This window comes from Polaribacter sp., assembly GCF_965660385.1.
Lineage (GTDB): Bacteria > Bacteroidota > Bacteroidia > Flavobacteriales > Flavobacteriaceae > Polaribacter.
Genome location: NZ_CBFHZT010000009.1, coordinates 64,406 through 78,499, shown reverse-complemented (window position 1 = coordinate 78,499; position 14,094 = coordinate 64,406). Strand labels below are relative to the sequence as shown.

The window sequence follows — 14,094 nt, the reverse complement described above, 5'->3', positions numbered from 1 at the left end:
TTAGTTATATCCTTTTACTTCTCCCATACTCAATTCTCCTCCATTAGCAAAAGTGTGGTTAGTAGGTAATAATGTGCCACTTTCCGTAGTTATCCAATCTTGCCAAGTGGCAGGTGTGCCATTCATTCTGCCATTTTTTAAATACATTTTGTAGCTTTTAGGAACGTAGTTTTCATCTAAAAGCCACACATAACTATCTCCAGGAGTTGTGCCTCCAGAAGTGTAGGTTACTCGCAAAGCAGTTTCGTTTTCTATATTTTCTATGGTTCTTACCACTCCATCATCATACAATTTGTGAGGTGCAACTAGCCAAAACGAATCATTATTAAAAATATCCCAAGCTCTTTTTACTACTTTTTCGTCTGTGTCTTCTTGCTTAGATCCTTCAAAATATACCGTACTTTTTTCAATATCTGCTGGATATAAATTTACCATAAATTTATCCCAAGAAACATCCACAATATGTTTTTCTTTATTCCATTTAAAGCTTCTTCTGCCTCCAAAACTCCACTCAATAAACTTTGTGTTCTTGTAATTTTTATGTTTAATTGCTTGTAAAATTTTATCAGCTAAATCGTTAGCTTTTGGGTTGTATGCTTTTACATTTCCCATAGAAATTTCCAATCCAAATAAAGAAAGTTTGTGTTTTTTAGGTAGTTGAATGCCTGCTTCTGTTTTTTTCCAATCAGACCAAGTTGCAGAAACTCCGCCAATAGGAATTATAGAAGTCCACATTTTAAAAGAAGTAGGGAAGTGGTTTTCATCTAAAATCCATAGATAAGAATCTCCAGGAGTAGACCCACCAGAAGTATAGGTAACCAAAAGTGCTTCTTTGCCTTCATAATTAACGATACTTCTTTCTGTTCCAGAATCAAATATTTTATAGGGAGCAACTAACCAAAATGAATCGTTATAAAAATAATTTGTTGCTTTTTGAATAAGTTGTTTATCATCAACTGAATTACCATTAACAAATGACTTAGATTTTTGTGGGTTTTTAGTGTATAAAATAACCTTATTTTCATCCCAAGAAACTTCAACTTTATTTTCTTGTTTATACCATTTGTAAGAATTTATGCCTCTAAAACTCCATTCTAGCACCTCTGTCTTTTCGTAAGCTTTATGATTAATAGCATCAAACATTTTATTAGCTAAAGCCTCTGCTTCTTTACCTTTTTTGCCTTTTGGTAAAGCTTCGTTATTTATAAAATAATAGACGATACCAAAACCAATTATTAAAATAATGATGATACCCAAAAACTTAAAAAATTTCTTCATAAAGTAGATTAATTAAAGAGCTAATTTATCAATTTTTAATCATTTCATATTTATTTTAAGAATAATAATGAAAAGTAAATTATTAGATCTTAAGCTTCTTTGTTTTTAAACGAATTGTTTTTAGTGAAAATAGAATGAAATTTCTTAGGAAGTTCTTTAGCAATAGAAATTTTTTCTTTGGTAAAAGGATGCTCAAACTCTAACTTTGCAGCATGTAGATACAATCCTTTTCCTTTTAAGATTAACTCAGTTTTTCCATAATTTTTATCACCTAAAATTTGATGACCAATACTAGCTAAGTGTTTTCTCAATTGGTGTTTTCTACCTGTTTTTGGCTTTAGTTCCACCAAGTTTAAATATTCAAAACGTTCTGACTTTAAGGATTGTAAAACCTTAAATTCAGTTGAAGCATTTTTATTGTCAATCTTAAAATTGATGATTCCTCCTGAACACATGTTGCCAATTGTAATTGCGTAATATGTTTTTTGGATTTCTTTTTCTTTAAATAATACACTTAATTTTTGAATAGCTGAACTCGTTTTTCCTATCAATAATAAACCACTTGTTGGGTAATCTAATCTGTGAACGGGTTGAGGAATGACAGCATCTTTTTGAGTACTTTTTTGTAAGTTTTGAGAAAGTGCATTTGTGATGGTTACAAATTTGTTTCCACTAACTAAAATACCTGAAGGCTTGTAAATAATCGCCAAAAATTCATCTTCAAATAAAATTTCTAAGTCTAATTTTAATCTTTTTAAAGAAGCAGGTTTTTCTGATTGATATAATTCAATTTTTTCACCACCAGAAATATATTTAGAAGTTGTTGCAAGTTTTCCATCAATAAAAATTAACTCCTTTTTTATGGTTTTTTTTAAGGCAGATTTTGTAGAAACTGTATTAAAAATTCCAACTCCATATTCTTGAAAACGAATGGTTTTTTCTTGTTTTAAGGCGATGTGTATTTCAACTATTTTCATTTTAAGCATAAAAAATAATTCCCACAAAAGTGGGAATTATAATTAGTCAATTAATTGTCTTTTTGATATCCTTTTGGTCTTTTAGAGCGAATAGGTGCTTTGGGTTCAGGCTTCATGATAAACTCATTTCCCTTTAATAACCTTAAGGCTTCAGCAACTGCTTTTTCTAATTGTGGATCTTTACCTTCTAAAACTTCTTTAGGTGTTTGATGCACTTCAATGTCTGGAGCAACACCTTCACCTTCTACAGCCCAATTACCATCTACATCATAAAAACCACCTCTAGGAGCTACCATTCTTCCTCCATCTATAAATCGTGGAGTATCCCAAGTACCTACTAAACCACCCCAGGTTCTTGTACCCACTAATGGTCCTAATTTTTTTTCTTTAAACATGTAGGGTAATAAATCTCCTCCTGAACCTGCTCTCTCATTTATGATCATCACTTTTGGTCCCCAAATTCCAGCCATTGGTGTAGTCCAAGGTCTTCTACTTTCTGTTTTGCTGTTAAAATATCCAACAACTTCTCTAGACATAATGTCTATCATATAATCAGCTGCAGAACCACCACCATTGTTTCTTTCGTCAATAATAACTCCTTTTTTATCTTGTTGTGAAAAATAATATCGATTGAAAGATGTAAAACCAGGTCCACTAGTATTTGGTACATATACATAAGCTAATTTTCCTTTAGAAAGTTTATCAACTTTTCTACGATTGCTTTCTACCCAATCAATATTTCTTAAACCTCTTTCACTAGATGTTGGTGTAATTAAAATAGTTTTAGCATTTTCTTGAGAAGGTTTATCGTTTACTTTGATGTAAATTTCTCTACCAGCAGTTTGTTCTAGCAATTGATATGGATTCATGTCTGCTGTTAAATCAACTCCATTTATAGCTAAAAGATAATCACCTTTATTTACATTAATTCCTGGTAATCCTAATGGAGCAAATATATTTGGATTCCAGCGTTCGCCTTTGTAAATTTTTGAAAAGCGATAATATCCTTTGTTTTTCTCTAAATCTGCACCTAATAAACCAACACCAACTCTATTAATATTAGGGAAATCTCCCCCAGAAACATAAGAGTGCCCAATTGCAACTTCACCACTCATGATGTCTACTACATAATTTAAATCGGTTCTGTGTCTAACATCTTCAATCCATGGAGAATACCATTCATAAATGTCATCCCAAGGAGCTCCATGTACATTATCTACGTAAAGAAAATCCCTCATAAAACGCCATCCTTCTTTAAAAATTTGATGCGCTTCTGCTTTAGGATCTACCTTAATTTTAAGGTTTGTTTTTAAAGTTTCTTTTCCTGCTTTAGGAGCAGTTGCTTTGTTTAAGCTCCAACTACCTCTTTTAGAAATTAAAATTGAATTACGATCATCAGAAGTATTCATGGAAGATACACCTGTAGCAAAAACGGTTGCTTTTTCTTTTGTAACATCATAACTATGCAAGGTTAAACCACCAGTGTTTGGTACAGACTCTGCAATAAATACTTTGTTTTTTGGACCTTTTAAAAGACCCACATAATTTCTAGCTGGTAGTTTTAAAACTACAGCTCTATCAAACAATCCATTTTCATCAATAATTGTTTTATTTACTTCTTCTTTTTTAGTGTCTTTTTTCTTTTTGTTTTCAGAATTTGATTTTTTTTCAGCAATTACTGCTTCGTCTGTTTTTGGTAGATTAGGTGCTTTATCGTTTGCATCTAAAACGATGGTATATAAAGCTCTTGTTACACTTGGGTCGTAAGAACTCATGTCTAACCAACCTGTTTGTAAACCATAATCTGTACTTGCTAATGTGTAAATATATTTACCTGAAGCATCCCAAACAGGAGTAATAGCATCTGCAATTTCATCAGTAATTTGAACGATTTTTTTTGTGCTTATTTGGTAAGCATAAATTGATTTATAACTATTGTTATTCTGTTTTGCATATACAATCCAATCACTATCAGGAGAAAATTTTGGATTCATTGTTCTATTTGGATGCGCAAAACCATCAGCATCTGCTTTGACAACTTTTTTAGTTTCTAAATTGATAATCCAAATTACAAAATTGGTGTCTGTGTAAGCAATATATTTTCCATCTGGAGACCAATCTGGTTGAAAGTAAAAAGTAGGATTGGGTAATTTTATATATTCTTGATTATCTCCATTTTGATCTGCTAAAACCAACTCATATTCTCCATTTTTATCAGAAAACCAAGCGACTTGATCACCTTTTGGAGACCAAATTGGTGAGCGATCTGCAACACCAGAAGAATTGGTTAAATTTCTCCAAGTTCCATTTTCTTTCGGAATTGTAAATATTTCTCCTCGATATTCAAAAATGGCTCTATTTCCTTTAGGAGAAACGTTTGGATTGGTTAAATTTCTTCCAGAAACATCCATCCATCTTGTTCTAGAATAGTTTAGATCTCCTTTTACATTGATGTTAATTTGTTTTGTTTCTTTTGTTTCTGGATTTAACATGTGTAAATATCCAGCTTGTTCGTAAACAATTCCATTGCTGTTGGCATCAATATTCTTTACATCAAACTTTTTATGAAACGTAACCTGAGTTTCTGTTTTTGTTTTGATGTTGTATGACCAAATATTTGCAGTATAATCTCTTTCTGAAATATAATAGACATCACCTTTATACCAAACAGGGTTTACATGTCTCTCTCCATCAAGTTGAGGTGTTTTAATTAATTCTTTGGTGTTTAAATTTACAATCCAAATTGGCATGGCTTGGCCACCTCTATAATTTCTCCATTCAGCATCCCAACTTGTAATTGGTGTGTATGCAATGTATTTGTTGTCTGCTGAAATTTCACCAAATGCTGCTCTTGGAATATCAAAAGCTTCTGGCATACCACCTTCTGTAGAAATGGTAAAAAACTTATTGGTTTGTGTAGGTCTGCTTTCTCTGTTAGATCTGAATAAAATTTTTCCATCAGGTGTCCAACCTTGAACTATATCACTAGATGAATGGTAGGTTAATCTTTTTGGTTCTCCACCATAAATTGAAACTAAATATACATCTATATTTCCATCATATTGAGCTGTAAATGCAATCCATTGTCCGTCTTTTGAAAAATGAGGCGTAGATTCATAACCTTCATCACTGGTTAATCTTATGGCATTACCTCCATTTATTGGAACTTTCCATAAATCTGCTGCATGGACAAAAACTATTTGATTGTTTGATAATGTAGGTTCTCTTAACAATCTTGTGCCTTGAGAAAAAGTAGCATAACTTATGATTAAAGAAAAAAGTAAGATAATTTTTTTCATAATACTGTAGTTTGATTTTTATTTTCTAAAGATAAAGAAAATCAAACGAACTGCAGAGATGAAAAAATGTAATTGAAATGTGATTTATTTTGCAAATAATTGTCCAATATCCTTAAAGGCTTTGAATTCTAGTGCGTTATTCTCTGGATCTGTAAAAAACATTGTAGCTTGTTCACCTACTTTTCCCTTAAAACGAATACAAGGTTCAATTTCAAATTTTGTGTTTGCTTCCTTTAATCTTTCTGCTAAAGCATGCCAATCTTCCCAAGTTAAAACAACTCCAAAATGTGGAACAGGAACATCATGCCCATCAACAGGATTTGAAATTCTTTCTGGTTTAAAATCATCCTTTTGATGAATAACGAGTTGATGTCCAAAGAAATTAAAATCTACCCAATGTTCTGAGCTTCGACCTTCTTCACATTGTAAAATGTCTCTGTAAAATGTTCTACAGGGTTCTAGGTTTTGAACGGGAATCGCAATATGAAATGGTTGTATCATTTTTAGTTGTTATTTGTGGGTGTTATTTTTTGACTGAAAAACTTTTTAAAAATACTAATAATTGGTGTATTTTTTGATCATTAATAATGTTAAATGTTTATTTTTAAGGTATGTGTTTTTGTTATTCTTTAAGTGCAATTTCATTACTTATTTATGTTGATAAAATATTTTAGGTGATAAATTGTTTTAAAAGGAAACGAAAATAAATAGTATTTTTACACATTTCAATCACCTATTAATTTTATTCTTTGAAAAAGTCTTTCATAAAAAAAAGTTTCAAAAAGCTCTTAAAGCAAAATGAAGAGCAAAGAGAAATATCTCAAGAAGAGGTGTATACTGTAGGTGTCATAGCGTCTGGAGAAATATATAAATGGATTAAAATAGAAAATGAGGTAGAAAAAATATTGGGTTTAGGGAATGTTAGAATTTATAATTACAGACCATACAGCAAAATGGATGTACCTTCTTATAAATTTTTTACCGAAAAAGATTTTAATTGGAAAGGTGAGGTTAAAAATAAATATTTTAAATCATTTATAGAAGAACCTCACGATTTGCTAATTGGTTATTTTAATAAAAATAACCTGTATCTAGAAAATGCTGTGTTAAGGTCTCAAGCAAAATTTAAAGTTGGTTTTGCAAATGTAAATCAATCTTTATATGATATTGAAATCGCAGAAGTTCCTACAAAAATAGACAGCTTTTTATCTGAATTAAAGAAGTACTTAATCATATTAAACAAACTAAAAAATTAAACTTTACATTAAAAGTTGTGTATTCTTTATGTGATTGTCTTTTTTTAGAAAAGATTCAATTTGAAAATTGTAATTTTACCCTCTTAAAAAATTAAATAATGCAAAAATTTGTTGGTACAGGTGTAGCTTTAGTTACTCCTTTTAATGAAGATTTATCTGTAGATGTTGATGCACTAGTAAAATTGGTAAATTTTAATATCGAAAACGGAACAAATTATTTAGTAATAAATGGTACAACAGCAGAAAGTGCTACCATAACTAAAGAAGAAAAACAATTGATTATTGATGTTATTATCAACACAAACAATAATCGTGTTCCTTTAGTCCTTGGTGTTGGAGGTAACAATACTTTAGAAGTTGTTAAAGAACTAAAAACAAGAGATTTTTCAGGGATTGATGGTGTTTTATCAGTAGCACCTTATTATAGTAAACCAACACAAGGAGGGTTTTATCAACATTTTAAAGCTATTGCAGAAGCAACAGATTTACCAATAATTTTGTATAATGTTCCTGGTAGAACAGCAAAAAATATGGAGCCAGCTACCACAATACGTTTGGCAAATGATTTTAGTAATATTGTAGGTGTTAAAGAAGCAGGTAACAATCAACAACAATACAATGCTTTGTTAAAAGATAAACCAGAAGATTTTTTAGTGATTTCTGGGGATGATGATTTAGCATTAGGTGTTGCTTTAGCAGGTGGGGCAGGTGTTATTTCTGTGATTGCACAAGCTTTTCCAGAAGCTTTTTCTAAAATGATTCAATTAGGTTTAGAAGGAAAAAATAAAGAAGCTTACAAAATTCATTTTAAAATGATGGATATTGTGGATTATATATTTGAAGAAAATAATCCAGCAGGCATTAAAACAGTTTTACAAGAATTAAGTATTTGTGCAAACCATGTGCGTTTACCATTAGTAAAAGCAAGTGCCACATTACAAAGCAAAATTGCGAAATTTGTAAAAGAATTTTAATTTTTGATAAAAAATATTTTAGAAATTCTTAACAATCTTTTAGTATCGCTTTATTAAAGTTTTATTCTTTTTTATGGATTATTGCAGTGTTATATAAAGTAAATTGAGTTTTTTTATTTTAGATTTTTCCATCAGAATAAAATGGTTCAAAACACAAAAACGAAAGATTTATTTAGAGAAAAATAAATACTTTTATTATCCATAATTAATTACTAATTTTGCCCGATGCAAAAAATTAAAAATTTAGCGTATTTAGTAGTGTTTAGCCTATGCTTATTCTCTTGTGGTGAGTATCAAAAAGTACTAAACAAAGGTAGTGTAGAAGAGCAATATAAAATGGCTACTAAACTCTACGAAACTAAAAAATTCTCTAAAGCTTTACGTTTATTTGAAAAAATAACTCCAGCTTACAGAGGTAAACCTCAAATGGAGCGTATTCAGTTTATGGTTGCCCAATCTAATTTTAATACTAAAAATTATATACAAGCAGCGTATTATTTTGAAAGATTTAAAAACAATTATCCAAAAAGTTCCAAAAATGAGGAGGCTGCATTTTTATCAGCTTACAGCTATAAATTAGCATCACCTGTATACAGTAAAGATCCTACAGATACCAACAAAGCATTAGAAGCATTTCAAAATTTTATTACAACATATCCTAACTCAGACAAGCTTGATGAAGCAAATCAGCATTACAAAGATTTAAGATACAAGTTGCAAAAAAAGTATTTTGAGATTGCAAAAGTATATTACACAACTGCAGATTACGATTTAAGAAATTATAAAGCAGCTATTCAAGCTTTCGATAATTTGTTATCAGATTATTTAGGTTCTGAATTTAAAGAAGAAGCATTATATTACCGATTAAAAGCAGCCCACGATTTTGTTTTAAAAAGTACGGATAGAAGAAAATTTAACAGAATTAAAGATGCGATTGATGCTTACGAAAAACTAAAAAGAAATTTTCCAGAATCTCAATTTATGGAAGAAGCTAATGAAATGTTAGCAACGCTTAAAAAAGAGGAAAAAAGAATTGATGGTCTTATTCAAAAGATGAAAGACTTAGAAAAAAAGAATACAGAGCAAAATTCAAAAGAGAAATAATAAAATTATGGACTATAAAGATACAGAAGCAGCTATAAGTACAATTACTTATAACAAAAACGAAATTGAAGCACCTACACAAAATATTTATGAGGCTATTTCAATTATTGCTAAAAGAGCAAATCAAGTTAATGCTGATTTAAAGAAAGAATTGGTAGATAAATTAGATGAATTTGCTACTTATAATGATAGTTTAGAAGAAGTTTTTGAAAATAAAGAACAAATAGAAGTTTCTAAATTTTACGAGCGTTTACCAAAACCAACTGCAATTGCCGTTGAAGAGTGGTTAAACGATAAAGTATATTTCAGAACTCCAGAAGCAGAATAATGTCTGTTCTAAGTGGTAAAAAAATCCTATTGGGCATTACTGCTGGAATTGCTGCATACAAAACGGCTTCTTTAGTTCGTTTATTTATAAAATTAGGCGCAGATGTTAAGGTAATTATGACACCTGCGTCTAAAGATTTTATAACACCTCTTACACTCTCTACACTTTCTAAAAACCCTGTTCATTCTACTTTTTACGAAAAAGAAGATGAAAACGAATTGTGGAACAATCATGTTGACTTCGGTTTATGGGCAGATTATTTTATAATTGCTCCTGCTACAGCTAATACTTTGTCTAAAATGGCAAATGGCACTTGCAATAATTTATTGTTGGCTACCTATTTATCTGCAAAATGTCCTGTTTATTTTGCTCCAGCAATGGATTTAGACATGTATAAACACGAATCAACCAAAAATAGTTTAGAAAAACTTCAAAGCTTTGGTAATATTATGATTCCTGCTACATCTGGTGAATTAGCAAGTGGTTTAGTGGGTGAAGGAAGAATGGCAGAGCCAGAAGATATCGTAAAATTTATAGAAAACGATATCTTATCTAAACTACCTTTAAAGGGAAAAAAAGTATTAATAACTGCTGGACCAACTTACGAGGCTATAGATCCTGTTCGCTTTATTGGGAATCATTCTTCAGGCAAAATGGGATTTGCTATTGCAAAAGCAGCTGCAGATTTAGGTGCAGAGGTTGTTTTAATTTCTGGACCAAGTCATCAACAAATACAACATTCATTAATAAATAGGGTAGATGTGGTTTCTGCAGATGATATGTATAAAGCTGCTCATCAGTATTTTAATCATGTTGATATTGCTATTCTTTCTGCAGCAGTTGCAGATTATAAACCAAAAAATATTGCTTCTCAGAAAATAAAAAAGAAAGATGCTACGTTAACATTAGAGTTGGCACCAACAAAAGATATTTTAGCTTCTTTAGGCGAAATAAAAACACATCAATATTTAGTTGGTTTTGCATTAGAAACGAATAATGAAATTGAAAATGCGAAAACTAAAATTAAGCGTAAAAATTTAGACGCGATTGTTTTAAATTCTTTGCAAGATAAAGGAGCAGGTTTTGCCACAAACACAAATAAAATTACTATTATTGATAAATATTTTAACGAAAAACCATTCGAATTAAAATCGAAAACAGAAGTTGCTAAAGATATTTTGAACGAAATTGTGTTGCGAGTTGGGAATTAGAATTTTTTGACTAAAGATGTTTAGTTTCACTGTTTTGTTTTTAATAATATAATTTTTAGCCTTGATTCCTGAATCTTTTTTAATCATGATTCAATAAAATCTAAAATAAAGATATGCGTAAATTAGTTGTTCTTTTTGTTTTATCATTGTTTGCAGGCAATATCAATTCGCAAGAACTAAATTGCTTGGTAAATATAAATTATGAGCAAGTTGCAGGTTCTAACAGACAAGTGTTTACAACATTACAAACTGCACTAACTGAATTTATCAATCAAACAAAATGGACAAACAGAGTTGTACAAACCGAAGAGAAAGTAGATTGTGCAATGAATATTATCATTACATCTAGAGATAATAATAATTTTACAGCAACCCTACAAGTACAATCTTCTAGACCTGTTTATGGTTCATCTTATGCTACACCACTTTTAAATTTAAGAGATAACGATTTTACATTTAGATACAATGAATTTGATCCGTTGTTTTACAATCGAAACTCTTTTGATAGTAATTTAATTTCTACCATAGTTTTTTATGCCTATGTAATTTTAGGTGTTGATGCTGATACTTTTCAGAAATATGGTGGCGACTATGAACTAAAAGAAGCGGAAAATGTAATGTTACAAGCCCAACAAAGTGGCATATCTTCTTGGCAAAATGTAGTGGGCAAACAAAATCGTTTTTTGTTGATTGATAATCTATTAGAGCCAAAATTAAAGTTGTATAGAGATGTAATGTATGATTATCATATAAAAGGGTTAGATAATTTTGCCAACAATAAAGAGTTTGCAAAACAAACCATTGAAGATAGTGTTTTAAAAATGCAAAACCTGTTTAATAAAACTGTGGGTAATTATTTAATTCGTTTGTTTTTTGATGCCAAAGCAGATGAAATCATTAATATTTATTCTGATGGACCAAGAACAAGAAATGCAGTACGTTTAACAACTGCTTTGCGTAAAATTTCTCCAAATAATAATTCGAAGTGGAGAAATATTGAATAGTATTTTCTTTTAACTTTCTAAATTTATTTCACTAATTTTAGCCTATAAAAATTAGAGAATTTGCTAACACAACTTTCTATACATAACTACGCTTTAATCAATCAATTAACTATTGATTTTTCAGAAGGGTTATCCATAATAACTGGTGAAACTTGCGCAGGAAAATCCATATTATTGGGTGCTCTAGGTTTAGTACTCGGTAACAGGGCAGATTTATCTTCTCTTAAAGATACAACCACTAAATGTATTGTAGAAGCAAAAGTGGCACTTGCTAATTACAACTTGCAAGATTTTTTTGAAGAAGTAGATTTAGATTATGAAGCAGAAACCATAATTAGACGAGAAATACTACCCTCAGGTAAATCTAGAGCGTTTGTAAATGATACACCTGTAAGGCTTTCTGTCTTAAATCAACTTAGAACTAAGTTGATTGATGTGCATTCTCAGCACGAAACCTTAGCATTATCAGACAATAGCTTTCAATTTTCTATTGTAGATGCCTTAGCGAAAAATAAAGATAAAATTGCATCTTACAAAAGAGGATTTTCTAAATTAAATCAACTTAAAAAAGAATTACAAGCATTGGAGTTTGCTCAAAAAGAAGCAAATCAGCAATACGAATACAATTTGCATTTGTTTAATGAATTGGAGCAAGCCAATATAAAAGTAGATGAACAAGAAGAGTTAGAGGAAAAGTTAGAGCAATTAAATAATATAGAAGATATAAAACTAAATTTATCTGAAGCCTTAGAAATTTCGATAAACGAAGAAATAGGAGTTCAAAATTTATTAAATACACTAGAAAATAGATTGTTAAAAATAGCTGCTTTTTCTAAACATTATCAAGAATTATCAGAAAGGGTAACCTCTGTAAAAATTGAAATTGATGATGTAGTTACAGAATTAGAAAATGCCAACGAAAATGTAGATTTTAATCCAGCAGAAATCGAAGAATTAAACGATCGTTTGCAATTGATTTACAACTTACAGAAAAAGCATACAGTAGCTACAAATCAAGAATTACTAGCGGTTTTAGAAGAACTCTCAGAAAAAGTAAGTCAAGTAGAAAATGCAGAAGAAACCATTACTAACAAAAAGAATGAGATTGCTGATGTTACGCAAAAATTAGACAATTTAGCAGGCTTAATTACCAAAAGTAGAACAGCAGTTGTACCAAAATTAACCAAGCAATTACAACATTTATTGGCAGAATTAGGTATGCAAAATGCACGTTTTGCTATCAATATAAAACCCACTTCCAATTATTTTGCTAACGGAAAAGATGCGTTAGAATTTCTGTTTTCAGCAAATAAGGGAGGTAATTTTGGCGAACTGAAAAAAGTAGCTTCAGGTGGAGAATTATCAAGAATTATGCTATCAGTAAAAACAGTATTATCAGAAAATACAAAGCTACCAACCATTATTTTTGATGAAATTGATACAGGGGTTTCTGGAGAAGTATCCAATAAAATAGCGGCCATTATGCAGCAAATGAGTGCTAATATGCAAGTTATAGCCATAACCCATTTGCCTCAAATAGCATCAAAAGGCAAACACCATTATAAAGTATTTAAAAAAGAAGTTAAAGGTTTAACTACCACCAATTTAAAACAACTTTCTAATGAAGAAAGAATTGTAGAAATAGCAGAAATGCTAAGTGGAAAAGACATTTCAGCATCTGCATTAACACATGCAAAAGAATTACTAAATTAACTTTTGCTATTTTTATTGTCAGTTAGAGCGCAGTCTAGCACTAAAAACCAATAACTAAAAACCAATAACCACAATGTACAACTTACTAAAAGGAAAAAAAGGAATTATTTTTGGCGCATTAAACGAGCATTCAATTGCTTGGAAAGTAGCAGAAAGAGCGCATGAAGAAGGTGCAGAATTTGTATTAACTAACGCACCAATAGCCTTAAGAATGGGAGAATTGAATGCCTTAGCAGAAAAAACTGGTTCACAAGTTATTGCTGCAGACGCTACTTCTATGGACGATTTGTCAGACTTGGTAGAAAAATCAATGGAGATTTTAGGAGGTAAAATCGATTTTGTTTTGCATTCCATTGGCATGTCTTTAAATGTTAGAAAAGGCAAACATTACACAGATCCTAAATACGATTTTACTACAAAAGGTTGGGATATTTCAGCAGTTTCATTCCATAAAGTAATGAACGTTTTGTACAATAAAAATGCCATGTCAGAGTGGGGTTCTATTGTTGCTTTAACTTATATGGCTGCACAACGTGTTTTTCCAGATTATAATGATATGGCAGATAACAAAGCTTATTTAGAAAGTATAGCACGTAGTTTCGGCTATTTTTTTGGTAGAGATCATAAAGTACGCGTTAATACCATTTCTCAATCGCCAACACCAACCACTGCAGGTAGTGGCGTAAAAGGATTTGATGGTTTTATAGAATATGCAGAAAAAATGAGTCCTTTAGGAAATGCAACAGCCTTAGAATGTGCAGATTATACAATTTCATTATTCTCAGATTTAACTAAAAAAGTTACTTTACAGAATTTGTTTCACGATGGTGGATTCTCTAATATGGGCGTTAGTGATCCTGTAATGGAAAAGTTCGAGTAGTTTTATTTGAAGCTATTTCCTGCTTTCGCTACTCAATTTTTTTGTCTTTCAGAACAAAAAAGATTTCAAA

At 30.6% G+C, this 14,094-nt stretch carries 12 protein-coding genes; 8 read left to right on the top strand and 4 right to left on the bottom strand.

Going from position 1 to position 14,094, the window contains the following annotated elements:
- From ACTG3V_RS04635 to ACTG3V_RS04620, 4 genes are all read right to left on the bottom strand, one after another.
- The gene (locus ACTG3V_RS04635) at nt 1–1,278 is read right to left on the bottom strand and encodes a hypothetical protein (protein WP_439130970.1); all 1,278 of its coding nucleotides are present in this window, start codon (nt 1,276–1,278) and stop codon (nt 1–3) included.
- Nucleotides 1,279–1,367: 89 nt separating this feature from the next.
- Complete coding sequence (locus ACTG3V_RS04630) at nt 1,368–2,255, bottom strand: RluA family pseudouridine synthase (protein ID WP_439130969.1); 888 nt, start codon at nt 2,253–2,255, stop codon at nt 1,368–1,370.
- A gap of 50 nt (nt 2,256–2,305) precedes the next feature.
- The gene (locus tag ACTG3V_RS04625; protein WP_439130968.1) at nt 2,306–5,554 is read right to left on the bottom strand and encodes a S41 family peptidase; all 3,249 of its coding nucleotides are present in this window, start codon (nt 5,552–5,554) and stop codon (nt 2,306–2,308) included.
- Between the two features lie 84 nt (nt 5,555–5,638).
- Nucleotides 5,639–6,055, bottom strand: coding sequence for a VOC family protein (locus tag ACTG3V_RS04620; protein WP_439130967.1), 417 nt, complete (start codon nt 6,053–6,055; stop codon nt 5,639–5,641).
- A 248-nt stretch (nt 6,056–6,303) separates the two neighbouring features.
- Between ACTG3V_RS04620 and ACTG3V_RS04615 the strand changes: the two genes are divergently transcribed.
- The 8 genes from ACTG3V_RS04615 (at nt 6,304) to ACTG3V_RS04580 (ending at nt 14,024) form a co-directional block, all read left to right on the top strand.
- A complete protein-coding gene (locus ACTG3V_RS04615; protein ID WP_439130966.1) occupies nt 6,304–6,810 on the top strand; it encodes a DUF6913 domain-containing protein in 507 nt (168 codons plus the stop codon).
- Between the two features lie 98 nt (nt 6,811–6,908).
- On the top strand, nt 6,909–7,784 hold the full coding sequence (gene dapA, locus ACTG3V_RS04610; RefSeq protein WP_439130965.1) for a 4-hydroxy-tetrahydrodipicolinate synthase: 876 nt from the start codon (nt 6,909–6,911) through the stop codon (nt 7,782–7,784).
- 225 nt (nt 7,785–8,009) lie between these two features.
- Complete coding sequence (locus ACTG3V_RS04605; RefSeq protein ID WP_439130964.1) at nt 8,010–8,888, top strand: outer membrane protein assembly factor BamD; 879 nt, start codon at nt 8,010–8,012, stop codon at nt 8,886–8,888.
- A gap of 7 nt (nt 8,889–8,895) precedes the next feature.
- Nucleotides 8,896–9,216: a DNA-directed RNA polymerase subunit omega gene (locus tag ACTG3V_RS04600; protein ID WP_439130963.1), complete on the top strand. Its 321-nt coding sequence runs from the start codon at nt 8,896–8,898 to the stop codon at nt 9,214–9,216.
- Nucleotides 9,216–10,427, top strand: a complete 1,212-nt coding sequence (gene coaBC / locus ACTG3V_RS04595; RefSeq protein WP_439130962.1) for a bifunctional phosphopantothenoylcysteine decarboxylase/phosphopantothenate--cysteine ligase CoaBC — start codon at nt 9,216–9,218, stop codon at nt 10,425–10,427. Before ACTG3V_RS04600 ends, coaBC begins: the two co-directional genes overlap by 1 nt.
- 113 nt (nt 10,428–10,540) lie before the next feature.
- On the top strand, nt 10,541–11,431 hold the full coding sequence (locus ACTG3V_RS04590; RefSeq protein WP_439130961.1) for a DUF4835 family protein: 891 nt from the start codon (nt 10,541–10,543) through the stop codon (nt 11,429–11,431).
- Nucleotides 11,432–11,491: 60 nt separating this feature from the next.
- The gene (gene recN, locus ACTG3V_RS04585) at nt 11,492–13,144 is read left to right on the top strand and encodes a DNA repair protein RecN (protein WP_439130960.1); all 1,653 of its coding nucleotides are present in this window, start codon (nt 11,492–11,494) and stop codon (nt 13,142–13,144) included.
- A 73-nt stretch (nt 13,145–13,217) separates the two neighbouring features.
- On the top strand, nt 13,218–14,024 hold the full coding sequence (locus tag ACTG3V_RS04580) for an enoyl-ACP reductase FabI (protein WP_439130959.1): 807 nt from the start codon (nt 13,218–13,220) through the stop codon (nt 14,022–14,024).
- Nucleotides 14,025–14,094: the final 70 nt, after the last annotated feature.

Bases quoted from the DNA above. Each gene is read 5' to 3' on its own strand.
- ACTG3V_RS04635 (WP_439130970.1), bottom strand. From the start codon at position 1,278: ATGAAGAAATTTTTTAAGTTTTTGGGTATCATCATTATTTTAATAATT.
- ACTG3V_RS04630 (WP_439130969.1), bottom strand. From the start codon at position 2,255: ATGAAAATAGTTGAAATACACATCGCCTTAAAACAAGAAAAAACCATT.
- ACTG3V_RS04625 (WP_439130968.1), bottom strand. From the start codon at position 5,554: ATGAAAAAAATTATCTTACTTTTTTCTTTAATCATAAGTTATGCTACT.
- ACTG3V_RS04620 (WP_439130967.1), bottom strand. From the start codon at position 6,055: ATGATACAACCATTTCATATTGCGATTCCCGTTCAAAACCTAGAACCC.
- dapA (WP_439130965.1), top strand. From the start codon at position 6,909: ATGCAAAAATTTGTTGGTACAGGTGTAGCTTTAGTTACTCCTTTTAAT.
- ACTG3V_RS04605 (WP_439130964.1), top strand. From the start codon at position 8,010: ATGCAAAAAATTAAAAATTTAGCGTATTTAGTAGTGTTTAGCCTATGC.
- ACTG3V_RS04600 (WP_439130963.1), top strand. From the start codon at position 8,896: ATGGACTATAAAGATACAGAAGCAGCTATAAGTACAATTACTTATAAC.
- coaBC (WP_439130962.1), top strand. From the start codon at position 9,216: ATGTCTGTTCTAAGTGGTAAAAAAATCCTATTGGGCATTACTGCTGGA.
- ACTG3V_RS04590 (WP_439130961.1), top strand. From the start codon at position 10,541: ATGCGTAAATTAGTTGTTCTTTTTGTTTTATCATTGTTTGCAGGCAAT.
- ACTG3V_RS04580 (WP_439130959.1), top strand. From the start codon at position 13,218: ATGTACAACTTACTAAAAGGAAAAAAAGGAATTATTTTTGGCGCATTA.